The organism is Streptomyces sp. NPDC055749 (assembly GCF_053617235.1).
Genome location: NZ_JBSHFH010000035.1, coordinates 64,016 through 88,669, shown reverse-complemented (window position 1 = coordinate 88,669; position 24,654 = coordinate 64,016). Strand labels below are relative to the sequence as shown.

Sequence of the window (24,654 nt, the reverse complement as noted above, 5' to 3'; positions counted from 1 at the left end):
GCCCTCAGCCTGCCGACGGCTACGCGCTCAGCGAGCGCGAACCGCTCAGTTGTCGTCCTCGTCGATCAGGAACCCGCGCATCGGCGAAGGCGCCTGCTGCATCGGCTGCGGCGCCTGCGGCCGAACCGGTGCCATCGGCTGCGTCATCGCGGGCGACATCTGCTGCTGGCCACCGTACGAGGGGCCACCGCCCATGGACGGGTTGCCACCCATCTGCTGGCCGGTGTGACCGCCGTGGTTGCCACCCATGCCGTGACCCATCGCACCCGCACCGGCCGGAGCCAGCGAGGGCGACGGCGGCAGGGAAGCGGTCGCCGGCGTCCGCGGCGGGGCCAGCGAGTCGTCGGCCTGGGTCTCCAGCTGACGCAGCTGGCTCTCCAGGTAGGACTTCAGCCGCGTGCGGTACTCGCGCTCGAAGCCACGCAGGTCCTCGACCTTGCGCTCAAGCGTCGCGCGGGCCGACTCCAGCGAGCCCATCGCCACGCGGTGCTTCTCCTGCGCGTCCCGCTCCAGGGCGTCCGCCTTGGCTCGCGCGTCGCGCTCCAGACCCTCGGCTCGGCTGCGTGCCTCGCCGACGATCTTGTTGGCCTCGGAACGGGCCTCCGCGATCGCCTGGTCGGCGGTCTGCTGGGCGAGCGAGAGGACACGGGCGGCACTGTCGCCACCGGGGCCCTGCTGCTGCATCTGCGGCGGCTGCTGCATCTGTTGCATTTGCTGCATCTGCTGCTGCTGCGGGTTGTGGCCCATGGGGCCGCCCATGCCGCCGCCCATCGGGCCGCCCTGCATCGGGCCGGGGCCGTGCGGGCCCTGCGGACCGGGACCGTGGCCACCCTGGGGGCCATGGCCGCTGGGACCGGCGGGCAGCTGAGGAGCACCACCGGGCAGCTGGGGCGGGCCCATCTGCGGGGGCTGCTGCTGCACCGGCGGACCGGATATGGCGGCGGGAACGGGCGCGCCGGGACGATCCTGCGGCTCCGGCTTGCGCATGCCCTGCTGCTGCTGGTTCTGCGCGGCAGCACGCGTGGCTGCGGCCAGCTTGGCGCGCAGGTCCTCGTTCTCGCGGAGCAGGCGCGTCAGCTCGGATTCGACCTCGTCGAGGAAGGCATCGACCTCGTCCTCGTCATAGCCTTCTCGGAGGCGGACGGTCGTGAACTGCTTGTTCCGCACGTCCTCGGGGGTCAGCGGCATCTCTTCTTCACCTCTACGTAGTCGTCGGCAGTCGGCAAGACCGTATCGCTCACAGCCTGATCACGATGCTGATCAGGATGTAGACGATGATCATCAGAACGAAGAAGGACAGGTCGAGTGCCACGCCCCCGAGACGCAGCGGCGGGATGACCCGCCGCAGAAGCTTGAGCGGTGGATCGGTGACTGTGTAGGTGGCCTCTAGTACGACCACCATCGCCTTGCCCGGCTGCCATGAACGTGCGAACTGGAACACGTAGTCCATGACGAGCCGGAAGATCAGCACGATGAGGAAACACATCAGCGCGATATAGACCACATCCAGTGCGACGCCCATAACTCGCGCTTCCCTCTCCCCTGGCTCTCGTAGCTCCGGCCTCTTCGGCCGGGTCGTTCCCGGTGTCGTGTTCTCAGCTCTGGTTGAAGAATCCGCCCTCTGCGATCCGGGCCTTGTCCTCCGCCGTGACATCGACGTTAGCAGGCGACAACAGGAACACCTTCTGCGTCACTCGTTCAATGCTGCCATGGAGACCGAAGACAAGTCCCGCGGCAAAGTCGACAAGTCGCTTCGCGTCCGTGTCGTCCATCTCCGTGAGATTCATGATCACCGGAGTGCCCTCACGGAAGTGTTCCCCGATGGTACGGGCCTCGTTGTAGGTCCGGGGGTGCAGCGTGGTGATGCGGTAGGGCTCCCGCTCGGACACGACCTTGGGCATGATCACGGGCGCGTTCTTCTCCATGTTCGGGCGTTCAGGTGTGATGGATGCCACGGGTGCGATTCGGGCGGGTCGTCCGCTTTCCGCGGGGAGCTGAACCGGCTCCCGCTGCGCGGGCGGCTGTACCACTCGTACCGGTTCGTCCCGTTCGCGATCGCGCTCCCGCTCCACCTGATGCGGGGGCTGATGCCGCCGCCGGTCCCTCTCGGGCTCCGGCTCGGGTTCGAATTCATCGTCGGGGTCGAACCCCGGACCGTCGTACCCATCGTCCTCCACGAGGCCGAGGTAGACCGCCATCTTGCGCATCGCGCCGGCCATGCTCCGAGTCCTCCGCTCTGTGGTGGATCGGCATTCGTCACCAAGTGCCCGCGATCCACTGTGGCCTGCCCGCCTTGGGCGGAAATGACCATATTTTCTGCTGTGGTCCGACTTGCTTCGCGACGTTACCCGAGGCTGGGTCGGACTCCGAGTACCGCCGTACCGACGCGTACATGTGTCGCTCCGGCTGCCACCGCGTCCTCGAGATCCGAACTCATCCCCGCGGAGACCATGTTCGCAGCCGGATGGTCCGCGCGCAGGCGGGATGAGATTTCCATCAGCCGACCGAACGCCGCCCGTTGGCGGCCGGCGTACTGCCCGGCGAGCGGAGCGACTGTCATCAGACCGTCGAGCCTGAGCCCGGGAGCCTGCGCGACCGCCGCCGCCAACTCCTCGATCCCGTCCGGTCCGACGCCGCCCCGGTCGCCGCGTTCGCCGCTCCCGGCGTCGAGCGCGACCTGGATGAGACATCCGAGTTCACGCTCCCCGCGCACGGCCGCCGCCGAGAGCGACGACACCAGTTTGGTCCGGTCGACCGACTGCACGACATCGGCATAACTCACCACAGAACGAACCTTGTTCGTCTGCAATTGCCCGACAAAGTGCCATGTGAGCGACAGATCCGCACAAGCGGTGGCTTTGGGGGCCGCGTCCTGGTCACGGTTCTCGGCGACATGCCGCACACCGAGTCCGTGCAAGATCCGCACATCGCTCGCGGGATAGGTCTTGGTGACCACGATGAGGGTCACCTCCTCCCGCTTGCGACCGGCCGCGGCACAGGCGGAAGCAATGCGTTCCTCCACCTGTGCCAGATTTGCTGCGAGTTGAGCTCTACGGTCCGTCATGCCCTATCAGTCCAACCAGACATATCCGGCGAGCCGCCCGGTGGTGCGGTCGCGGCGGTACGAGAAGTGGTCGCCCGACTCCAGTGTGCAGAACGGGGAACGGTGCCGGTCACTCACACCGAGGCCGTCGAGCTGGGAGTGGACTCCGGCGGTGACATCCACCGCCGGTGTTCCCCAGCTGGTCTCGGACCACGAGGCCGGGACGGCCCCGGCGACCTCGGACCGCATCGGCGCCGGAACCTCGTAACACCGTCCGCAGACGGCCGGTCCGGTGTGCGCCGTGATCCGGGAAGGTTCGGCGCCGAGAGCGGTCATGGCCTCGACCGCGGCCGGTACGACTCCGGCGACCAGACCCGGACGGCCCGCGTGCGCCGCGGCCACGACTCCCGCGACCGGGTCCGCGAGCAGAACCGGCGTGCAGTCGGCGGTGAGGACGGCGAGGGCGAGCCCGCGCCTGGCGGTCACCACCGCGTCCACCGCCGGGATGTCCGGGGTATCGCCCCAGGGACCGTCGACCACGGCCACATCACGCCCGTGCACCTGGTTCATCCAGACGACCTGCGCCGGGTCGAGACCGAGGGAACGGGCCGCGCGCTCGCGGTTGGCACGTACGGCGGCGGGGTCGTCCCCGACCGCGCCACCGAGATTGAGCTCCTCGTACGGAGCGGCGCTCACCCCGCCCCACCTGTCGGTGAAGGCGAAGTGGGCGCCGCTTCCCGCCGAGAACACCGCGGGCACTGCGTCGTGCGGACCTATCACTTCAAGAAGTCCGGAACATCCAGCTCTTCGGCCTGGGTGTCCTGGTAGGGACGGGCCGTCGGGACGTGCGGCGGAGAGACCGGCGGAAGCGGGTTCTCGTTCGCCGCCGGGGCGGGCTCGGCCTGGACCGGGGCCTCCTCGCGGGAGGGCACGGAACCCAGTCCGCCCGACTGACGGGCGGGCTCGGCCGCCCGGACCGGCGGAGCCTGGTCCTCACGCTTGGTGGAACCGGCGCTCAGGACGTTCTCGCGACGGGCCGGCGGCTGTCCGCCGTCGAACCCGGCGGCGATCACGGTGACCCTGACCTCGTCGCCGAGCGCGTCGTCGATGACGGCGCCGAAGATGATGTTCGCCTCCGGGTGGGCCGCCTCGCTCACCAGCTGCGCCGCCTCGTTGATCTCGAAGAGACCGAGGTCGCTGCCGCCGGAGATGGAGAGCAGGACACCGCGGGCGCCGTCGATGGACGCCTCCAGGAGCGGCGAGGAGATCGCCATCTCCGCGGCGGCCACCGCGCGGTCGTCGCCGCGGGCGGATCCGATACCCATGAGCGCCGATCCGGCCTCGGACATGACCGACTTGACGTCGGCGAAGTCGAGGTTGATCAGACCCGGGGTCGTGATGAGGTCGGTGATGCCCTGGACGCCCGAGAGCAGTACCTGGTCGGCCGACTTGAACGCGTCGAGCACGCTGACCTGGCGGTCCGAGATGGACAGCAGTCGGTCGTTGGGAATGACGATGAGGGTGTCGACCTCTTCGCGGAGTTCGGCGATGCCGTCCTCCGCCTGGTTCGCGCGTCGCCGGCCCTCGAACGTGAACGGGCGGGTGACCACGCCGATCGTCAGGGCGCCGAGCGAGCGCGCGATGTTGGCGACGACGGGTGCGCCGCCGGTGCCGGTGCCGCCGCCTTCTCCTGCGGTGACGAAGACCATGTCGGCCCCCTTGAGGACCTCCTCGATCTCCTCACGGTGGTCTTCTGCCGCCTTGCGACCGACGGCCGGGTTTGCCCCGGCGCCGAGGCCACGGGTGAGTTCACGGCCGACGTCCAGTTTGACGTCGGCGTCGCTCATCAACAGGGCTTGCGCATCAGTGTTGATCGCGATGAACTCGACGCCCTTGAGACCGACCTCGATCATTCGGTTGATGGCATTGACACCACCGCCGCCGACACCGATGACCTTGATGACTGCGAGGTAGTTCTGCGGTGCTGCCACGTCGAAGGCCTCTCGCCTCGAGTTACGTGTCGTCGCGTTGCGGTGATTCCGCCGCGACGACGGATGCCGATTGGGACGGTCCGAACGCCGACCCGAACCCTAACGTTGAAGTTTAGGGTTACCAGTGTGTCTGCTTCTTGGACTCTTCCGAACAGGACACTAAGTCGACAAGTGGCGCACGTTCAACGAACACGCCGAACCTCCCGTTTTTCTTTTCACCCTATGTGATCACCCGTAGCGCTGACCAACCAGGGTGCTGGCCAGGCCAAACGTGCGTCAACTGTCCGATACGGCCGGGGCGATGGGCGCACTCACGTCGAAGTGCCCCGCTTTGGGAGCGGCTTTCATGAGAGCGGTGAGGACTCTTGCCTTCACCGGTCCGTCTTCGCTGCTGCCCCAGTTCACCGCGCGCCCCCGGGTGAGTTCCAGGGAGATCGAGTCGAACGAGGCGACCCGTACGACGCGGGTGTCCTTTGCGACGCCCCCCGGAAGTTCGCCGGCGACCCGGACCGCTTCCCGCACCAGCCGGTCACTGCCGAACCGGCGCAGACTCGCGGGCTGATCAGGTGTCAGTTCCAGCAGTGGTACACCCGGGGGTGCTTTGTCCACCGTTGCGAAGCGAACGCCCTCCGCGTCCACTTCGATGAACTTTGCGCCCTTTTCCACCAGCAGAACCGGCTTCCGTTCGGTCACTTTAAGTCCGATGCCGTGCGGCCATGACCGTACGACATCCACGGAATCGATACGAGGCAACTTCTGGCGCAACCTGTTCGCCATCGCATCGGTGTCAACGGAAATCAGCGGCGCCCCGATCGGCACCGCGGCGGCACTTTCGACCTCGGACTCGGTCAGTACCTCGACCCCGCTGATCCCTACCTGCTCGACACGTAGCCAGGAAGAGCCGTAGAGCAGCCAGATTCCGCCCGCGGTGAGCAGGGCCACGAGCACGGCGATCAGGATCAGCAGCGTACGGCGGCTCAGCCGGCGCCCCTCGGGGCCGGTGTGCGGCGGGCGGGCGGGGGTGTCCGCCTGCTGCCCTGCACCGCGCTGGGCGGTCGTCGGTCCGGCCACGCTCGCTCCTTAGCCGGACCCGGGGCGCACGCCCCGGGTCCTGCACCGCCTCACGCCTTACGGCGTGCGGCAATCGCCTCGTACACCATGCCGACGAGCAGGTCGTCGGCGTCCCGCCGTCCGAACTCCGCCGCGGCGCGGGACATCTCGTACAGCCGGTGCGGGTCGGAAAGCACCGGCAGGACGTTGCCCTGCACCCACTCGGGGGTGAGTGCCGCGTCGTCCACCAGCACACCGCCGCCCGCGTTGACCACCGGCTGGGCGTTGAGCCGCTGCTCGCCGTTGCCGATCGGCAACGGGACGTAGGCGGCGGGGAGCCCGACGGCGGAGAGTTCGGCGACGGTCATCGCGCCGGCGCGGCAGAGCATCATGTCGGCCGCGGCGTACGCGAGGTCCATCCGGTCCACGTACGGTACCGGGATGTACGGCGGCATCCCGGGCATGTTGTCGATACGCGGCAATTCGTTCTTCGGGCCGACCACATGGAGGATCTGGATTCCGGAACGCTGGAGCAGGGGCGCGACCCGCTGGACCACCTCGTTGAGGTGACGGGCGCCCTGCGAACCGCCGGAGACCAGGAGCGTCGGCAGGTTGGGGTCGAGGCCGAAGGCGGCACGCGCCTCCGGGCGGACCCGGGCCCGGTCGAGGGTGGCGATGGTGCGGCGCAGCGGGATGCCGATGTAGCGGGCACCGCGCAGCTTGCTGTCGGGGGTGGAGACGGCGACCCCGTGCGCGTACCGCGAACCGATCTTGTTGGCCAGGCCCGGACGGGCGTTGGCCTCGTGGACGATGATCGGCACCCCGGCGCGCTTGGCGGCGAGGTAGCCGGGCAGCGCCACGTAACCGCCGAATCCGACGACACAGTCCGCCTTGGTGCGCTCCAGGATCTGCTCGGCGGCCTTGATCGTGCCGCGCAGCCGTCCCGGGACAGTGATCAGTTCGGGGGTGGGCTTACGGGGCAGCGGCACAGCCGGGATCAGAGCCAGTTCGTACCCCCGCTCGGGTACGAGCCTGGTCTCGAGTCCGCGTTCCGTGCCGAGGGCAGTGATTCCCACGGTCGGGTCCTGCCTGCGCAGGGCATCTGCGAGGGCAAGCGCGGGCTCGATGTGGCCGGCGGTCCCCCCACCGGCGAGTACGACATGCACCGAAATTCACCGCTCTCCGGACGGACGCTTCTTGACGCGCCGTCTCATCGTCTTCCATCTCACCCCGGGCCTCCGCATGGCCAGGGCCGCTTTCGCCGCGGGATCCTCTCGCGCGAAGGCGATCATGAGCCCGACAGCGAACATCGTCGGCAGCAGGGCCGACCCCCCGTAAGAGAACAGCGGGAGCGGGACACCGGCGATCGGCAACAGGCCGAGCACCGCACCGATATTGATCACGGCCTGGGCCGTGATCCAGGTGGTCACGCCTCCCGCGGCGTACCTCACGAAGGGGTCCTCCGTGCGTCCGGCCACGCGGATACCCGCATAGCCTAGAGCCGCGAAGAGGGCGAGCACCGACAGCGTCCCCGCCAGCCCCAGTTCCTCCCCGGTGATGGCGAAGATGAAGTCGGTGTGCGGTTCGGGTAGTTGGCCCCATTTTTCCACACTCGCACCCAGCCCGGAACCGAACCATCCGCCGGACGCCAGAGCATAGATTCCGTGTACGGCCTGCCAGCACGAGCCGCCCGGTCCGGGCTCGCTCGCACCCATGCAGTCCAGTCGCGCCATACGGTTCGGGCTGGTCTTGATGAGCAGCAGAACGATGGCGCCGGCGACGGCGAGCACTCCGACGAACAGTCTGGTGGGCGCGCCGGCCAGCCAGAGCAGGCCGAACAGGATCGCGGTGAGAATCATCGCAGTTCCCATGTCACCGCCGAGCATGATCAGCCCGAGCAGCATGAACGCGACCGGGACGAGCGGCACGAGCATGTGCTTCCACTGGGTCAGCAGCCGCTTGTCCTGTTTGCGGGCCAGCAGATCTGCGCCCCAGAGGATCAGGGCGAGCTTGCCGAACTCACTGGGCTGGAGCTGGAAGGGGCCGCCCAGGTAGAGCCAGTTCTGGTTGCCGCCCACCGACATCCCTATCCCCGGCACCTGGACCAGCACCATCAGGAAGACGGTGACCATGAGCAGGGGGTAGGCGAGCGCCCGGTGCAGCTTCACGGGCATCTTCGCGGCGACGAACATGAGCCCGGCCCCGATGGCGGCGGCCAGGAACTGCTTGCGGAAGAAGTACGTGGCAGGTTTGTCGATGTCCAGCGCCTTGATCATCGAGGCGGAGTAGACCATCACCAGGCCGAGCACGGTGATGAGCAGGCTGGAGCCGAGGATCAGGTAGTAGGCGGTCAGAGGGCGGTCCCAGGCCCGGCGTGCCTGCTCGTAGAGCCGGCGGACACCGCCGGCGCGGGGCGGACGGGGCCCGCCGGACGCCCGGCGGGCCGGGGCGGTCACCCGTGAGCGGTCCCGGCTTCGCACGGAGCTCTGTTCGGCCGGCATTGTCGCTGTCCCCTCCACTGCTCGTGCCCGGGGCTGACGCCGAGCCCGGGCGTTCCCCGGACAGTACGGCGCGGCGACCGGGCCCGTCAGGCGCTCTCGGCCGCGAGTGCGCGGACCGCGTCCGCGAACGCCTCGCCCCGCTTGTTGTAGTTGACGAACATGTCCATCGAGGCACAGGCCGGAGCCAGCAGTACGGTGTCTCCCGGCCGGGCGAGCCCTGCCGCTTCCCTGACCGCCTCGGACATCGCCCCAGTGTCGGTCCGGGCCAGGTCGACCACCGGTACCTCGGGCGCGTGTCGCGCGAGGGCTTCGCGGATCAGCTCCCGGTCCGCGCCCATCAGCACGACGCCGCGCAGCCGCTTCGCGGCACCGCTCACCAGCTCGTCGAAGGTGGCGCCCTTGGCGAGGCCGCCGGCGATCCAGACGATCGGGTCGTAGGAGGCGAGGGAGGCCTCGGCGGCGTGGGTGTTGGTGGCCTTGGAGTCGTCGATGTACGTCACCGAGGCGATGTCCGCGACATGTTCGATGCGGTGGGGGTCCGGGCGGAAGGCGCGCAGTCCGTCGCGTACCGCCGCGGGCTCCACGCCGTAGGCGCGGGCGAGGGCGGCTGCCGCGAGGGCGTTGGCGATGTTGTGCGGAGCCGGCGGGTCGATGTCGCCGACCTCGGCGAGTTCCTGCGCCTGCTTCTGCCGGTTGGCCACGAAGGCCCGGTCGACGAGGATGCCTTCGACCACGCCGAGCTGCGAGGGGCCGGGGGTGGCGAGGGTGAAGCCGATGGCCCGGCAGCCCTCCTCGACGTCGGCCTCGCGCACCAGGTCCTCGGTGGCCGGGTCGGCCACGTTGTAGACGCAGGCGACGCGGTTGCCCTCGTAGATACGGCCCTTGTCGGCTACGTACGCCTCCATGGAGCCGTGCCAGTCGATGTGGTCGGGGGCCAGGTTGAGGACGGCCGCGGAGTGGGCGCGCACGGAGGGCGCCCAGTGCAGCTGGTAGCTGGAGAGTTCGACGGCCAGGACGTCGTAGGGCTTCTCGTCCAGGACGGCGTCCAGCAGGGAGACGCCGATGTTGCCGACGGCGGCCGTCCGCAGCCCGGCCGCTTCGAGGATCGAGGCGAGCATCCGTACGGTCGTGGTCTTGCCGTTGGTGCCGGTGACCGCGAGCCACGGGGCCGGTTCCCTGCCGTCCAGGCCCCGCAGCCGCCAGGCGAGTTCGACGTCGCCCCATACGGGGACGTCCGCCTCGGCGGCTGCGAGGAAGAGCGGCTTGTCGGGCTTCCAGCCCGGGGCCGTGACGATCAGCTCGGTGGACTCGGGCAGGGTCGCCCCGTCGCCGAGGCGCACGGTGATCCCGAGCGCCTCCAGCTCGGCGGCCTGGGTACGGGAGCGCTCGTCGTCGCCGTCGTTGACGACGGTGACGAGTGCCCCGAGTCCGTGCAGGACGCGCGCCGCGGGGATTCCGCTGACGCCGAGCCCGGCGACCGTGACGTGCTTGCCCTGCCAGTCCACGTTGCTCACTTCTTGGCTGCCCATCCCGCATAGAAGAGGCCGAGTCCGACGATCACGCACATGCCCTGGATGATCCAGAAACGCACCACGACAAGGACTTCGGACCACCCCTTGAGTTCGAAGTGGTGCTGGAGCGGGGCCATGCGGAAGACGCGCTTGCCGGTCATCTTGAACGAGCCGACCTGGATGACCACGGACATCGTGATCATCACGAAGAGGCCGCCGAGGAGGGCGAGCAGGAGCTCCGTACGGGAGCAGATCGCCAGACCGGCGAGGGCTCCGCCGAGTGCGAGCGAACCGGTGTCGCCCATGAAGATCTTGGCGGGCGAGGTGTTCCACCACAGGAAGCCGAAGCAGGCGCCCATCAGGGCGGAGGCGACGACCGCGAGGTCGAGCGGGTCACGCACTTCGAAACAGGCGCTGGGGTTGGTCAGGGTGTCCGCGTTGGCGCAGGACTCCTGGAACTGCCACAGTCCGATGAAGGTGTACGCGCCGAAGACCATCACCGAAGCGCCGGTGGCCAGGCCGTCCAGACCGTCCGTCAGGTTCACGCCGTTGGACATGGCGAGAATCATGAACAGCGCCCAGACGCAGAAGAGCACCGGGCCGATGTACCAGCCGAAGTCCTCGACGAACGACAGCCGGGTGGAGGCCGGGGTGTTGCCGCGGGCGTCGGCGAACTGGAGCGACAGCACCGCGAAGGCGACTCCGACGATCAGCTGGCCTGCCAGCTTCGCCTTGGCCCGCAGACCCAGCGAACGCTGCTTGACGATCTTGATGTAGTCGTCGAGGAAGCCGACCAGGCCCATGCCCGCCATCAGGAAGAGCACCAGCACACCGGAGAAACGCATCTCCTCGCCGGTGATCACCTTGGCCAGGACGTACGCGATGATCGTCGCCAGGATGAAGGCGATCCCACCCATGGTGGGCGTGCCCTGCTTGCTGCCGTGGCTGCGCGGGCCATCGTCCCGGATGAACTGCCCGTAGCCCTTGCGGGCCAGGAGTTTGATCAGCAGCGGGGTACCGACCAGGGTCAGGAAGAGCCCGATGGCCCCCGCGAAGAGGATCTGCCTCATCGGACGGCGACCTCGCCCTCGGTCGAGTTCTCCAGCAGTGCCAGGGCGACCTTTTCAAGGCCGACCGACCGGGACGCCTTCACCAGCACGACGTCTCCCGGGCGCAGTTCACTGCGCAACAGGTCGACGGCCGCCTGTGCGTCGGACACGTGCACCGACTCCTCACCCCACGAACCCTCGTTATATGCGCCCAGTTGCAGCCAGGAGGCTTCTCTTCCTCCGACAGCGACGAGCTTGCTGACGTTGAGCCGGACGGCGAGCCGTCCGACAGCGTCGTGCTCGGCGAGCGACGCGTCACCGAGCTCGGCCATCTGACCGAGCACCGCCCACGTGCGTCCCCCTCCGGCCCGTGAGGCTTTGCCCATGGCAGCCAGCGCACGGAGTGCGGCTCTCATGGATTCGGGGTTCGCGTTGTAGGCGTCGTTGACGACCGTCACACCGTCCGGACGCTCGGTGACCTCCATGCGCCAGCGGGAGAGGGTGCCCGCCTCGGAGAGCGCCTCGGCGATCTCAGTCACGGACATGCCCAACTCATGGGCGACGGACGCCGCGGCGAGCGCGTTCGACACGTGGTGCTCACCGTACAGGCGCAAGGTCACGTCGCTGCACCCGGTGGGTGTGTGGAGCTGGAAAGCGGGGCGGCCGTCGTCGGTGAGGCGGACGTTCTCACCCCGTACGTCCGCATCCGCGGCCTCTCCGAAGAGCAGCACCCGGGCTTTTGTGCGGGAAGCCATGGCCCGTACGAGCGGGTCGTCGGCGTTGAGGACGGCGACGCCGCCCTCCGCCTCGGAGGGAAGGGCCTCCACGAGTTCGCCCTTGGCCTCGGCGATCGTCTCGCGGCTGCCGAACTCGCCGATGTGCGCGGTGCCGACGTTGAGCACCAGGCCGATCCGCGGGGGCGTGAGGCCGGTCAGATAGCGGATGTGGCCGACGCCGCGGGCGCCCATCTCCAGGACGAGGTGCTGGGTCTCGTCGGTGGCGCGCAGCGCGGTCAGCGGCAGGCCGAGCTCGTTGTTGAAGGAGCCGGGTGTCCAGACCGTGGGGGCCTTGCGCTCCAGGAGCTGGGCGATCAGGTCCTTGGTTGAGGTCTTGCCCGCCGAGCCGGTGAGCGCGACGACGGTGGCTCCGAGGCGCCCGACGACGGCGCGGGCGAGTGCCCCGAGCGCCGCCTCGACATCGTCGACGACGATCGCCGGAACACCGACGGGGCGGGCGGCGAGCACCGCTGCCGCGCCCGCGTCGACGGCGCGCCGCGCGAAGTCGTGGCCGTCGGCCCGCTCGCCCGGCAGGGCGACGAACAGGCTGCCCTGCTTCACCTCGCGGGAGTCGATGACGACGGGTCCGTCGGCGATGACTGCCGGATCGGGTATGTCGTGCGACTGCCCGCCGACGATTTCGGCGATCTCGGTGAGGGAAAGGGTGATCACTTGGTCATCCCCGGCTGTTCTCGTGGGTGTGGGCGCGTTCCGCGGTGCCCTCGGAGGCGTCCTCGGTGCTCTCGCGGCCCATGGAGCGCTCGATGGCGGCGCGCAGGACCTTGCGGTCGTCGAAGGGGCGTACCACTCCGTGGATGTCCTGGCCCTGCTCGTGTCCCTTGCCCGCGACGAGGACGGTGTCGCCGGGCTCGGCGCGGGCGACGGCCGCGGCGATGGCCGCGGCACGGTCGGCGTCGACGAGGATGTCGCCGCGCTCGTGGACGGGGACCTCGGCGGCGCCCGAGAGCATCGCGGCGAGGATGGCCAGGGGGTCTTCGGAGCGGGGGTTGTCGGAGGTCAGTACGGCGGTGTCGGCGAGGCGGGCAGCCGCGGCCCCCATGGGGACGCGTTTGGTGGTGTCCCGGTCGCCGCCGCAGCCGAGGACGATGTGGACCTTGCCCTCGGTGACCTTGCGCAGGGAGCGCAGGACGGACTCGACCGCGTCCGTCTTGTGGGCGTAGTCGACGACGGCGAGGTACGGCTGTCCGGCGTCCACGCGCTCCAGCCGGCCCGGGACGCCCGGGACGGCCGCGACACCGTCGGCGGCGATCTGCGGGTCGACGCCCGCGACGGCCAGGGTGACGATCGCGGCGAGGCTGTTGGCGACGTTGAACGGGCCGGGAAGCGGGGCCTTGGCGGTGATCCGCTCGCCCTTGGGGCCGACGACCCGGAACGTGCTGTCCTGCGGGCCGACCTCGACGTCCTCGGCACGCCAGTCGGCGTCCGGGTGGCCCTCGGCGGAGAAGGTGACGACCGGGACGGTCGCCTCGGTGATCAGCCTGCGGCCGTACTCGTCGTCGAAGTTGACGACCCCCTGGCGGCTGCGGAGCGGGGTGAAGAGCTGCGCCTTGGCCTGGAAGTAGTCCTCCATCCCGGAGTGGAACTCCATGTGCTCCGGGCTGAGGTTGTTGAAGACGGCGACGTCGAAGACACAGCCGTCGACCCGGCCGAGCACCAGGGCGTGGCTGGAGACCTCCATGGCGACCGCCTCGGTGCCGCGTTCGCGCATGACGGCGAAGAGGGCCTGGAGGTCGGTGGCCTCGGGGGTGGTGCGCTCGGACTTGATGCGCTCGTCGCCGATCCGCATCTCGACGGTGCCGATCAGTCCGGTGTTGCGGCCGGCTCCGCGCAGGCCGCCCTCGACGAGGTACGCCGTGGTGGTCTTGCCGGACGTCCCGGTGATCCCGATCTGGAGCAGGGCGGCGCCGGGCCTCCCGTAGATCTCCGCGGCGATCTCGCCCATCCGGCCTCGCGGGTCCTCGGTGACGAGGACCGCGACTCCGGTGGCGGCGGCGCGCTTGGCGCCGGCCGGGTCGGTGAGCACCGCGACCGCGCCGAGCCCCGCTGCCTGGGCCGCGAAGTCGGCCCCGTGGAAGCGGGCGCCCGGCAGGGCGGCGTAGACATCACCCGGGCGCACGGCCCGTGAGTCGTGCGTGATGCCGGTGACCTCACCGGACCCGGGTGGTTCGACACCGAGCATGGCTGCCAGCTCGCCGAGGGAAGTGGGCCGGAGCCGGTCCGGTCGGGGCGCTCCCGGGTAGCTCACAGGCGCGTCCTTCTGGGGGTTCTGGGACTGATCAGGGTGGGGCACGGCGGTGAGCGTACCGGGCTCACCCGGCCTCTCGCGAAGCGAGGGGCCGGGGTCGCGGTACTTCTCGTTCCGGTTCCCGGGGTCAGGGGTGATCGTTGTCACTGAGGGTTCCCTCGGGGCACTTGCGGATCGTGAGCCCGGCCAGGACCCGCAGCGCCCGCCTTGTCACTCGCCGGGCTTGAAGGACACCGGCAGCCGGGCGGGCTTGCTGCCGGACGGTGCGGTCTGGAGCGACTTGAGCGCGAACTCCATGACCTTCTTGTAGATCGGACCGCAGGTCTGGCCGCCGAAGTAGCTGCCCTTGGTGGGGTTCTGGATCGCGCAGTAGACGGTGACCTGCGGGTTGTCGGAGGGCGCGAAGCCCGCGAAGGACGCGGTGTAGCCGTGGTAGCCGCCCTTGTCCGGGTCGACGCGGTTGGCCGTACCGGTCTTGCCCGCGACCCGGTAGCCCGGGATCGCGGCCTTCGTCCCGGTGCCTTCGTGGTCGTCGACCACGGACTCGAGCATGACCGACAGCGTCTTGGCGGTCTTCTCGCTGACCACCCGGGTCTGCTCGGGGGTGGGCGCGGCGGTGTATCCGCCGTCCGCGTCCTTGGTCCCGCGCACGAGGGTGGGCGCGATCCTGACCCCTCCGTTGGCGATCGTCGAGTAGACCGAGGCGGCCTGCATGGCGTTCAGGGAGAGGCCCTGGCCGAACGGGATCGTGAACTGCTGCGAGGTCGACCAGTCCTGCGGCTTCGCGAGGAGGCCGGGTGACTCGCCGGGGTAGCCGAGCCCCGTGACGGAGCCGAGGCCGAATTTACGCAGATAGGAGTACAGGACCTTGTTGGCCTGGGCCTGTGTCCTGCCGAGCTGACCGGTCGCCAGGATGGTGCCGATGTTGCTCGACTTGGCCAGTACGCCGTTGAGCGTGAGGTACCAGGTGGGGTGGTCGACGTCGTCCCTGAACAGCCGGTCACCGCGGTGGAGCCGGTTGGGGACCGTGACGTGGGTGCCGGGCGTGGCGGCCCCCTCCTCCAGCACGGCGGCCATGGACATGACCTTGCTGGTGGAGCCCGGCTCGTACACGTCCTGGAGTGCCGCGTTGCCCAGGGTGGCGGCGTTGACCTGCGAGAGGTCGTTTGGGTCGTACCCGGGTGCGTTGGCCATGGCCAGCACCTCGCCGGTACGGGTGTTCTGGACGATCACATAGCCGCGGTCCGCCTCGGACTTCTCGACCTGGTCGGCGATGGCCCGCTGGGCCGCCCACTGGATGTCCCGGTCGATGGTGAGCTCGATATTGGCTCCGGGGACGGCCGGGACCTCCCTGGCGCCCGCCGTGGGGACGCGCCGGCCGCCGGACTGGGCGTACCGGATCTTTCCGTCCTGGCCGGCCAGCTCCTCGTTCAGCTTCGATTCGAGGCCGCCGCCGCCCTTGCCATCGGCGTTGACGAATCCCAGTATCCCGGCGGCCAGGTCCCCGTTGGGGTAGACCCGCCTGGTGGTGGGTTCCTGGAGGACACCGGCCAGCACGTTGGCCCCCGGGCCGCCGTTGGCCTTGTCCTCCTGGGCCTTCTCCGCGAAAGCTGCCTTGAGGTCCTTGATCTGCTTCCAGACCTGCGGGGTCTGCCTGGTCGCCAGGAGCGCGTAGCGGCTCTTGGGGGCCGAGAGCTTCTTCGTCAGCTCGTCGACGTCCTTGCCGAGGATCGGAGCGAGGAGGGCCGCGGCCTGCTGGGGCGCGTCCGGGGCCTTGCTGTCCTCGGGCGTGAACATCTTGGGGTCGGCGGTGATGTTGTGCGCGTCGACGCTGGTGGCCAGCGCGATCCCGTTGCGGTCGGTGATCTCCCCGCGCTCCGCGGCGACCGTGTACTCGAGGTAGCGGTTCTGCTCGGCCTTGGCCGCGTACGCGCTGGCGTCGACCGCCTGGACCTGGAGGAGCCGGACGACGAAGGCCAGCATGACGAGCGTCAGACCGAGGCTGACCAGGCGCAGACGCGGTCGTGGGCTGCCGAGGCGCAGGGAGCGCGGGGTGCTGTTGCGGGGGCCGCTGCCGCGCGAGGTGCTCCTGCGCGGTGCCCCGCCGCGTGGCTGTCCGGCCGAGGGGCGCCGGCTGCGGGCGTCGGGCCGGGGGCGGCCTGAGCCGCCGGCCGCGTTACGGGGGTGTGCCGGGCCGGGTACGCGGCGGCGCGGCGGTTCCTTGGACGGCACTGCGTCACCTGCCGGGGCTCGTCGTGGGCGTGGTCTCTGCTTCTGACTCGGGCGTTGATTCGGGCTCGGACGCGGCCCGGGAGGCACCTGGGGAAGGCGACGCGGAGGCGGACCCCGCGGCGGACTGCGAGGCCGACGGATCCGGCGAGGAGGCCGGAGATGTGCCGGCGGAGGGGCCGGTCGAGCTGCCGGACCGGGTTTCCACCGGCTTCGGTGCGACCGTGGGGGCCGGCTCCGCGGTGGACTCCACGGGCACGCCGCGTACCTTGCCGTCCTGGTCGAGGAAGGCGGGGCTGCCGCCCGGCACCATGCCCAGTTCCCTGGCGCGCCGCTCCAGCGCGTCCGGCTCGGAGTAGCTGTCGACGTCCCGCTGAAGGGCCTGCTGGTCGTCGGTGAGTTCCGTGGTCTCCCGCTTCAGCTCGCTCAGCCTGAACGATCCTTCGTTGAGGGCGGAGTTCAGCAGGAGAAGCGTGATCAGGCCGCCGCCGAGGAGCAGGACGACCAGCAGGACGAAGGGGGTACGGGCCGCGTTGCTGGGCCCCGACGGCATCAGCCGGGCGAGCCGCGCGGCCCGCCCCTTCAACTGTTCGGCCGGTTTGGTCACGGCATCGCCTCGGACGCCCCCGGTGCCGGACGGGCCGGAGCGGAGTCGCTCATCGCTCCTCCTCGCGGATGCGCTGGGCGCCGCGCAGCCGGGCGGGGGCGGCGCGCCGGTTCTCGGCGACCTCCTCCTCCGTGGGCAGCTCCGCACCGCGGGTGAGCAGCTTCAGCCGTGGCTGGTAGCGCTCGGGGACGACGGGCAGGCCGGGGGGCGCCGTGTTGGCGGCGCCGGCCGCGAAGACCTGCTTGACCAGCCTGTCCTCCAGCGAGTGGTACGAGAGGACTGCGATACGGCCGCCCACGGCGAGGGACCCGACAGCTGCCGGGACGGCCCGCTCCAGGACGGTGAGTTCGCCGTTGACCTCGATGCGCAGGGCCTGGAAGGTGCGCTTGGCCGGGTTGCCGCCGGTTCGCTTGGCGGCCTGCGGCAGCGAGTCCCGGATCAGCTCGACGAGCCGGGCGCTGTTGGTGAACGGCTCCTTCTCGCGCTCGCGCACGACGGCGGAGACGATCCGCTTGGCCTGCTTCTCCTCGCCGTACTGACGCAGGATCCGTACGAGCTCGCCCGGCGGGTAGGTGTTGAGCACCTCGGCGGCGCCGATCCCGGTCGTCTGGTCCATGCGCATGTCGAGGGGGGCGTCCTGGGCGTACGCGAATCCCCGGTCGGCCTCGTCGAGCTGCATGGAGGACACACCGAGGTCGAAGAGCACGCCCTGGACCTTGGGGATGCCCAGCCGGTCGAGGACCTCGGGCAGTTCGTCGTAGACCGCGTGCACCAGGGTGGCGCGGTCGCCGTAGGGGGCGAGACGCTCACCGGAGAGACGGAGCGCCTCCTTGTCACGGTCGAGTGCGACCAGCCTGGCCGTCGGGAACGCGGCGAGGAGTGCCTCGCTGTGTCCGCCGAGGCCGAGGGTGCAGTCGACGACCACCGGTGGCGTGGGGCCCGAGGCCTCCAGAGCCGGGGCCAACAGGTCCAGGCATCGCTGGAGCATCACCGGGACGTGTCGGGTCTGGCTCATGCGCCCTCTCAGGCTCGGTTCATGCGCGGCTGCCCGTGCGGCCCGGTCCCCGCCCGCTCGGAAGGGGAGGTCCACCGGCGCCGGGGAAGGGGCGCCGACCGACCGGAGAGCGGGAGAGGGCCGGGCCGCACGCACGCCGCACATCACGGGGGCGTACGGAATATGAAGAATGTGCGAGGTGTGTCGGTAACTTCCCGTCACTTTAGTCCACCCTGCCATTCGATCGATTCCCGATCAACGAAGCGGGCAGCGCGTCGCACCGACCTCTTCGGGCCCGAAACCTCACTCGGCCGGGTGCACTTCGGTGAGGCTTGTGGGTTACCTCACAACAAGCCTCGTTGACGTTCTTTGTCCCCTTCCACAGCACGCCGGGACGGGTCGTGACGGCTAACGTCTTATCCATGTCGACTTCCGCGCACTCCTCCACCGAACCCTCCGCACCCGCCGCGGGCACGGCCCGCGCCGGCGGTACGGTCACCGATCGACTGGTCGAAGCGAATGCCCGCTACGCGGACGAGTTCCGCGACCCCGGCATGGACGCCCGGCCGGTGCTGAAGGTGGCTGTGGTCGCCTGCATGGACGCCCGCCTCGACCTGCACAAGGCGCTCGGTCTCGAGCTCGGCGACTGCCACACCATCCGCAACGCGGGCGGCGTGGTCACCGACGACGTGATCCGCTCCCTGACCATCAGCCAGCGCGCTCTCGGGACCCGCAGCGTCATCCTCATCCACCACACCAGCTGCGGTCTGGAGTCACTCACCGAGGACTTCCGCAACGAGCTGGAGCGCGAGGTCGGACAACGGCCGGTCTGGGCGGTGGAGGCGTACTCCGACGCCGACCAGGACGTCAGGCAGTCGATGCAGCGCGTGCGCACCTCACCGTTCCTGCTGCACACGGACGACATCCGCGGCTTCGTCTTCGACGTGACCACCGGTCTGCTGCGCGAGATCCAGCCCGTCTCCTGACGTCCCCGTCGCCGCCCGGCACGCCGCGAGCGATCATCGCGCACCGAAAACACGGCAACTCCCGACATATCGCACCCACTTATCCACAGGCGAGTGACACGAAGCGGTAACGGCAACAAGAATGCGGGTGTGACGTCTCCACGGGCCTTCCGCGGAGTGTCCGTATTTCGGGGCGGGCCGGGCAGCGATGCGCGTCGGCCCTGCACAAAAGGTGCCGAGGAGGGCCGGGTGACGACCTATGACGATCGAGCGAGCCTCACAGATCTGACGACCACAGTGGAGCAGGTGCGCAGGTCGGTCGAGAGTGTGATCGAGGGCAAGCCTGAGGTCGTACGGCTTTCGCTGACCGTGCTGCTCGCGGAAGGACATCTCCTCATCGAGGACGTCCCCGGGGTCGGCAAGACGATGCTGGCCAAGGCTCTGGCGCGGTCCATCGACTGTTCGGTGCGGCGTATCCAGTTCACTCCCGACCTGCTGCCCTCGGACATCACCGGGGTGTCGATCTTCGATCAGCAGCGACGGGACTTCGAGTTCAAACCGGGCGCGATCTTCGCCCAGATCGTGATCGGCGACGAGATCAACCGCGCGTCGCCGAAGACCCAGTCGGCGCTGCTGGAGTCGATGGAGGAACGCCAGGTCACCATCGACGGGCAGACCTATCCGCTGCCCAACCCGTTCATGGTGGTGGCCACCCAGAACCCGGTCGAGATGGAGGGCACCTACCCGCTGCCCGAGGCCCAGCGCGACCGCTTCATGGCCCGGGTGTCGATCGGTTATCCGAGCGCCGAGGCCGAACTGCAGATGCTCGACGTGCACGGCGGGGTCTCGCCGCTGGACGACCTGCAGCCGGTGGCGCACGCCCACGACATCGTGAAGCTGATCGACGCGGTGCGTACGGTCCACGTGGCCGATTCCGTCAGGCGGTACGCGGTGGAACTCGTGGGCTCCACCCGTAACCACCCGGATCTCAGACTCGGCGCGTCACCGCGCGCGACCCTGCATCTGCTGCGTGCGGCGAAGGCGTCGGCAGCGCTCAGCGGGCGCGAGTACGCCCTGCCGGACGATGTGCAGGCACTCGCGGTTGCGGTGCTCGCCCACCGGCTGCTGCCCACCGCGCAGGCCCAGCTGAACCGCCGGACCGCCGAGCAGGTGGTGCTGGAGATCCTCCAGCGCACGCCCGTACCGACCTCGGGCAGCGGGGCGGCCCCGGCCGCGCCGCCGCACCAGCCGGGCCGCCCGGTCTACGGCCAGCAGCAGCCCGGCACACGGCGGCTGTGATGGCGGCCGGGGGGCCCGGCGCCGTGGAGAACGACGGCGACAAGGGCGGCCTCCGGGCCGCCCTCGGCGGGCTGACCACGCGGGGACGGTCCTTCCTCGCGGCCGGGGTCGCCGCGGCGGTCTGCGCCTATGCACTGGGCCAGGGCGACCTGTTGCGGGTCGGCCTGCTGCTCGCCGTGCTGCCGCTGATCTGCGTGACGGTCCTCTACCGCACCCGCTACCGGGTCACCGGAAGCCGGTGGCTGTCCCCTTCGCGGGTGCCGGCCGGCGCGGAGGCCCGGGTGCATCTGCGGATGGACAACATCTCCCGGCTGCCCACGGGGCTGCTCATGCTCCAGGACCGCGTGCCGTACGTGCTCGGTCCACGGCCCCGGTTCGTACTGGACCGGGTGGAGGCGGGAGGCAGGCGCGAGGTGTCCTACCGGGTCAGGTCGGATCTGCGCGGGCGCTATCCGCTGGGGCCCTTGCAGCTGCGGCTCAGTGATCCCTTCGGGATGTGCGAGCTGACCCGTTCGTTCAGCGCCTACGACACCCTGACCGTCATCCCCCGTACCGAATCGCTGCCGACCCTGCGGCTGGCCGGTGAGGCTTCGGGGTACGGCGACGGGCGGCAGCGGTCGCTGGCCCTGGCCGGCGAGGACGATGTGATTCCGCGCGGCTACCGGCACGGCGACGACCTCCGCCGCGTCCACTGGCGCTCCACCGCGCGCTACGGCGAGCTGATGGTGCGCCGCGAGGAGCAGCCGCAGCGGGCCAGGTGCACGGTGCTGCTGGACACCCGGCGTGTCGCGTATCAGGGAGCCGGCCCGGATTCGGCCTTCGAGTGGGCCGTATCGGGAGCCGCTTCGGCGCTGGTGCACATGCTGGAGCGTGGCTTCGCCGTGCGGCTGCTCACGGACGACGGCAATTCGGTACCGGGCGAGGGCTCCGACGGATTCGCCGGATCGACCCAGGAGTCCGCCGATTCCGCGGGACTGATGATGGACACGCTCGCGGTCGTCGACCATTCGGACGGCGGCGGCCTGTCCCGTGCCTACGACGTACTGCGCGGCGGCAACGAAGGTCTGCTGATCGCGTTCTTCGGCGATCTCGACGAGGAGCAGGTCGCGGTGGCGAGCCGGATGCGTCAGCGCAGCGGCGGCGCCGTGGCGTTCGTCCTGGACAGCGAGGGCTGGTCACGGGGCGGAGACGGGGCACCGCCCGCCCCCGCCGAGGGACGCTTGCGGCTGTTGCGCGAGTCGGGCTGGACGGCTGTGGCCGTTCCGCCCGGGACGAGGCTCGCCAAGCTGTGGCAGCAGGCGGGACAGCAGCACGGCGACACGCAGTCCGCCTCGACGGGCGGCACGACAGGTTTCTCTGGGGGATGGTCATGAGCGGTCGTGGTCGGCTGGCGCTGTGCGCGTTCGCGGCGACGCTGATGGCGTCGGGCGCCCTGCTGCCGCTGGTCGATCCGGCCGGCTGGATACTGCAGGCAGCTTTCCTGCTGGCGATCCAGAGCGGGGTGGGCGCGCTGGCGCGCCGGGTGCCGCTGGCACGGACGCTGACGGTCGCCGCCCAGACTCTGGTCACACTGGTGCTGCTGACCGTGGTGTTCGCCAGGGACCAGGCCCTTTTCGGTGTGCTGCCGGGCCCGATGGCCGTCCAGCAACTCGCGGACCTGTTCACGGCGGGCGCGGACGATGTCGGCAAGTACGCGATCCCGGCTCCCGCGACGGACGGCATCCGGCTGTTGCTGGTCGGCGGTGTGCTGCTGATCGGTCTCGCGGTGGACGCCCTCGCGGTGACCTTCCGCAGCGCGGCCCCGGCCGGGCTGCCGCTGCTCGCGCTCTACTCGGTCGCCGCCGGGCTGGCCGAAGGCGGGGCGGGCTGGCTCTGGTTCCTGCTCGCCGCCTCCGGCTATCTGCTGTTGCTGCTGGCCGAGGGCCGCAACCGGCTCTCCCAGTGGGGGCGGGTCTTCGGCGGTGCGACCAGGTCGTCGGGCGGTCTGGCCGCCGGTATCGCGGATTCGGGCGGGCGGGCGCTCGCCTCGGTCCGTACCGGCCGGCGTATCGGGGTCCTGACGCTCGGTATCGCACTGGTCGTTCCGGCGGCGCTGCCCGCTCTCGAGGGCGGGCTCCTGGCAGGTTCGGGTTCGGGGACGGGAAGAGGCGGCGGCGGGGGCACCATCTCCGCGGTCAATCCGCTGGTCTCGCTCCAGAACAATCTGAACCAGCCGGAGGACCGGGAGGTGATGTCGTATCGCACCAACACCGGGGCCCCGGACGATTTCTATCTGCGGATCCTGGCCCTGGACCAGTTCAACGGAAGCGAGTGGCGGCCATCGACCCGCCGGCTGACGGATGTGCCGGGACGCCTGCCGCAGCCCGCAGGTCTGAAACCGGGCGTCGCCGTCACGGAGATCAGGACGAACCTCACCTCGTCGCCCTCGTACCAGCAGACGTATCTGCCGCTCCCCTATCCGGCGACCGAGGTGAAGATCGGCGGGCGCTGGCGGTACGAGCCCGAGGGCCGCACCCTCGTCGGGGACGACGGGCAGACGACGGGCAATGCGAAGTACGAGGTCAGCAGCCTGGTGGTGCGGCCGACCGCGGACCAGCTCGCCTCGGCGGGCCCGCCGCCGGCCGATCTGGCGCGTGAGTACACCAAGGTGCCCGATACGCTGCCGGACGTGGTCCGCCGGACCGCGGCCGGGGTGACGAAGGGCTCCACGAACGCGTACGAGATGGCTGTCGCGCTCCAGGACTGGTTCGCCTCCGAGGGCGGCTTCACCTACGACACGACGGTGAGTTCCGGTACGGGCACGGCCGCGATCGGCCGTTTCCTCAGCGACAAGCAGGGCTTCTGCGTCCACTTCTCGTTCACCATGGCCGCGATGGCGCGGACCCTCGGCATTCCGGCGCGGGTCGCGGTGGGCTTCACACCGGGGACGTTCCAGTCGAACGGCTCGGTGTCCGTCGGGCTCCGGGACGCCCATGCCTGGCCCGAGCTGTACTTCGAGGGCGTGGGGTGGACACGGTTCGAGCCGACCCCGACCCGGGGAACCACCCCCTCGTACACACTGCCGGATGCCCCCACGGGCAGTACGGACGATCCGGCCCAGCCGTCGGCGGGCGCCTCCCAGGCGCCTTCGGCCGCCCCGTCCGCCTCGCAGAACTGTCCGGAGCAACTGCGCCGACAGGGTGAGTGCGGCCCCTCGGCGGTTCCCGGCGCGGTGGGCCCCGCCGATCCGGGGACACCGGTAGGCACGGTGCTGCTGCTTGGCCTGGCCGCCGTGCTGGTGCTGGGGCTGCCTCTGTTGCCGCTGCTCTGGCGGACCCGCGCACGCGGACGCAGGCTGAGCTCCTCACCGGGCCGGACGCCCGGGGACGCCGCGGCCAGAACCTTGGCGGCCTGGCGGGAACTCATCGACACGGCCTGGGACCACGGCATCCCTCCCGACGATTCGCAGACACCGCGCAAGGCGGCGGCGCGCATCGTGCGGCTGGGCGGGATCGAGGGCACCGCTGCGGCCTCGGCCCACCGGGTGGCAGGCGCGGTGGAGCAGGTGCTGTACGCACCGGAGCCGCGGGCGGCCATGGGACTCACCGAGGATGTCCTGGCCGTTCGTACCGCTCTGCGGGCCTCCGTGAGCCGCACGACCCGGGTCCGCGCGATGATCGCGCCCCGCTCGGCTGTACGGGTGGTGTGGTCGGCTTCGGAGCGCTGGGCGGCGCTCGCCCGCAGGTGGGCGGAGCTGGCGGGTCGCGACCGGTGGGCCGGGCGGCTGCGCCGGCTCTCCCGCCAGCAGGGCTGACCGGGAGCGGAGAACAGCTCCCGGTCGGGAGAACAGCTGAGGGGCGGTCGCAGGAATGCGACCGCCCCTCACCCATAAGTGTCCGGCGTTACGTACTCAGTCCGATCCCGGAATGCTTCCGGGGACGGAAATGCTTATTGGCCCTGTTCGTCACGGCGGCGCTGCCACCGTTGCTCGATCCGGTTCATCATCGACCGGCGCTGCTTGGGCTGTCGGCGTTCGCCTTTGGCCCCGCTCCCCGCCGGCTGTTGTTCCCCGGGCTTGGGCGCTTTGCGCCACCCGGTGACCGCGAGCACGGCACAGCCCAGCATGACGAGGAACCCCACCACGCTGATCCAGATCTGCTGGGCGACCATTCCGGCCATGAGGAGCGCGATACCCACCAGAAAGCCAGCGACCGCCTGGTAGACCCGTCGTCGGGTGTACGTACGCAGCCCGCTTCCCTCAAGCGCTGTCGCGAACTTGGGATCTTCGGCGTACAGCGCTCGCTCCATCTGCTCGAGCATTCGCTGCTCGTGCTCCGAGAGCGGCACGGAGTCCTCCTAGTCGTCGGCCGCGGGGGGCGACCGGTATGCGGCCC

21 protein-coding genes are annotated in these 24,654 nt (G+C 70.1%); 4 read left to right on the top strand and 17 right to left on the bottom strand.

The genetic code is table 11. The features are described 5' to 3' along the window. Nucleotides 1-45: 45 nt before the first annotated feature. The 16 genes from ACWGO0_RS24740 to rsmH form a co-directional block, all read right to left on the bottom strand. Nucleotides 46-1,188, bottom strand: a complete 1,143-nt coding sequence (locus ACWGO0_RS24740; RefSeq protein WP_453538995.1) for a DivIVA domain-containing protein — start codon at nt 1,186-1,188, stop codon at nt 46-48. Nucleotides 1,189-1,237: 49 nt separating this feature from the next. Beyond that, entirely contained in the window at nt 1,238-1,522 is a 285-nt protein-coding gene (locus ACWGO0_RS24735; protein ID WP_328909674.1) for a YggT family protein, read from the bottom strand. A gap of 73 nt (nt 1,523-1,595) precedes the next feature. Further along, nucleotides 1,596-2,219, bottom strand: coding sequence for a cell division protein SepF (locus ACWGO0_RS24730; protein ID WP_185301386.1), 624 nt, complete (start codon nt 2,217-2,219; stop codon nt 1,596-1,598). Nucleotides 2,220-2,344: 125 nt separating this feature from the next. Next, nucleotides 2,345-3,064: a YggS family pyridoxal phosphate-dependent enzyme gene (locus ACWGO0_RS24725; protein WP_453538991.1), complete on the bottom strand. Its 720-nt coding sequence runs from the start codon at nt 3,062-3,064 to the stop codon at nt 2,345-2,347. Nucleotides 3,065-3,070: 6 nt separating this feature from the next. Then, complete coding sequence (gene pgeF / locus ACWGO0_RS24720) at nt 3,071-3,823, bottom strand: peptidoglycan editing factor PgeF (RefSeq protein WP_453538988.1); 753 nt, start codon at nt 3,821-3,823, stop codon at nt 3,071-3,073. Beyond that, a complete protein-coding gene (gene ftsZ, locus ACWGO0_RS24715; RefSeq protein WP_453538985.1) occupies nt 3,820-5,034 on the bottom strand; it encodes a cell division protein FtsZ in 1,215 nt (404 codons plus the stop codon). Before ftsZ ends, pgeF begins: the two co-directional genes overlap by 4 nt. A gap of 276 nt (nt 5,035-5,310) precedes the next feature. Beyond that, a complete protein-coding gene (locus ACWGO0_RS24710) occupies nt 5,311-6,105 on the bottom strand; it encodes a cell division protein FtsQ/DivIB (protein ID WP_453538982.1) in 795 nt (264 codons plus the stop codon). Nucleotides 6,106-6,155: 50 nt separating this feature from the next. Continuing rightward, the gene (gene murG / locus ACWGO0_RS24705; RefSeq protein ID WP_453538979.1) at nt 6,156-7,250 is read right to left on the bottom strand and encodes an undecaprenyldiphospho-muramoylpentapeptide beta-N-acetylglucosaminyltransferase; all 1,095 of its coding nucleotides are present in this window, start codon (nt 7,248-7,250) and stop codon (nt 6,156-6,158) included. A gap of 6 nt (nt 7,251-7,256) precedes the next feature. After that, nucleotides 7,257-8,585: a putative lipid II flippase FtsW gene (gene ftsW, locus ACWGO0_RS24700; RefSeq protein ID WP_453538976.1), complete on the bottom strand. Its 1,329-nt coding sequence runs from the start codon at nt 8,583-8,585 to the stop codon at nt 7,257-7,259. Between the two features lie 86 nt (nt 8,586-8,671). Further along, nucleotides 8,672-10,114 (bottom strand): UDP-N-acetylmuramoyl-L-alanine--D-glutamate ligase, encoded by a 1,443-nt coding sequence (gene murD / locus ACWGO0_RS24695; protein ID WP_453538973.1) that lies wholly within the window; start codon nt 10,112-10,114, stop codon nt 8,672-8,674. Further along, nucleotides 10,096-11,166 carry a phospho-N-acetylmuramoyl-pentapeptide-transferase gene (gene mraY / locus ACWGO0_RS24690; protein ID WP_453538970.1) on the bottom strand — a complete coding sequence of 357 codons (1,071 nt, stop codon included), beginning with the start codon at nt 11,164-11,166 and terminating at the stop codon, nt 10,096-10,098. The genes murD and mraY overlap by 19 nt, the downstream gene beginning before the upstream one ends. Then, entirely contained in the window at nt 11,163-12,593 is a 1,431-nt protein-coding gene (locus ACWGO0_RS24685) for a UDP-N-acetylmuramoyl-tripeptide--D-alanyl-D-alanine ligase (RefSeq protein WP_453538967.1), read from the bottom strand. Before ACWGO0_RS24685 ends, mraY begins: the two co-directional genes overlap by 4 nt. A 4-nt stretch (nt 12,594-12,597) precedes the next feature. Further along, nucleotides 12,598-14,334 (bottom strand): UDP-N-acetylmuramoyl-L-alanyl-D-glutamate--2,6-diaminopimelate ligase, encoded by a 1,737-nt coding sequence (locus tag ACWGO0_RS24680; RefSeq protein ID WP_453538965.1) that lies wholly within the window; start codon nt 14,332-14,334, stop codon nt 12,598-12,600. A gap of 63 nt (nt 14,335-14,397) precedes the next feature. Next, complete coding sequence (locus ACWGO0_RS24675) at nt 14,398-16,419, bottom strand: penicillin-binding transpeptidase domain-containing protein (RefSeq protein ID WP_453538962.1); 2,022 nt, start codon at nt 16,417-16,419, stop codon at nt 14,398-14,400. A 4-nt stretch (nt 16,420-16,423) separates the two neighbouring features. Then, complete coding sequence (locus ACWGO0_RS24670) at nt 16,424-17,023, bottom strand: FtsB family cell division protein (protein WP_453538959.1); 600 nt, start codon at nt 17,021-17,023, stop codon at nt 16,424-16,426. Between the two features lie 49 nt (nt 17,024-17,072). Continuing rightward, complete coding sequence (gene rsmH, locus ACWGO0_RS24665) at nt 17,073-18,038, bottom strand: 16S rRNA (cytosine(1402)-N(4))-methyltransferase RsmH (protein WP_453538956.1); 966 nt, start codon at nt 18,036-18,038, stop codon at nt 17,073-17,075. A 401-nt stretch (nt 18,039-18,439) separates the two neighbouring features. Between rsmH and ACWGO0_RS24660 the strand changes: the two genes are divergently transcribed. From ACWGO0_RS24660 to ACWGO0_RS24645, 4 genes are all read left to right on the top strand, one after another. After that, nucleotides 18,440-19,003: a beta-class carbonic anhydrase gene (locus ACWGO0_RS24660; protein WP_453538953.1), complete on the top strand. Its 564-nt coding sequence runs from the start codon at nt 18,440-18,442 to the stop codon at nt 19,001-19,003. 228 nt (nt 19,004-19,231) lie between these two features. Continuing rightward, on the top strand, nt 19,232-20,281 hold the full coding sequence (locus tag ACWGO0_RS24655; RefSeq protein ID WP_453538950.1) for an AAA family ATPase: 1,050 nt from the start codon (nt 19,232-19,234) through the stop codon (nt 20,279-20,281). Beyond that, the gene (locus ACWGO0_RS24650) at nt 20,281-21,654 is read left to right on the top strand and encodes a DUF58 domain-containing protein (protein ID WP_453538947.1); all 1,374 of its coding nucleotides are present in this window, start codon (nt 20,281-20,283) and stop codon (nt 21,652-21,654) included. The genes ACWGO0_RS24655 and ACWGO0_RS24650 overlap by 1 nt, the downstream gene beginning before the upstream one ends. After that, nucleotides 21,651-24,074 (top strand): transglutaminaseTgpA domain-containing protein, encoded by a 2,424-nt coding sequence (locus ACWGO0_RS24645; RefSeq protein ID WP_453538944.1) that lies wholly within the window; start codon nt 21,651-21,653, stop codon nt 24,072-24,074. The genes ACWGO0_RS24650 and ACWGO0_RS24645 overlap by 4 nt, the downstream gene beginning before the upstream one ends. 134 nt (nt 24,075-24,208) lie before the next feature. On the opposite strand, the gene ACWGO0_RS24640 is transcribed toward ACWGO0_RS24645, so the two are convergent. Then, nucleotides 24,209-24,607: a DUF3040 domain-containing protein gene (locus ACWGO0_RS24640; RefSeq protein ID WP_453538941.1), complete on the bottom strand. Its 399-nt coding sequence runs from the start codon at nt 24,605-24,607 to the stop codon at nt 24,209-24,211. Nucleotides 24,608-24,654 lie beyond the last annotated feature (47 nt).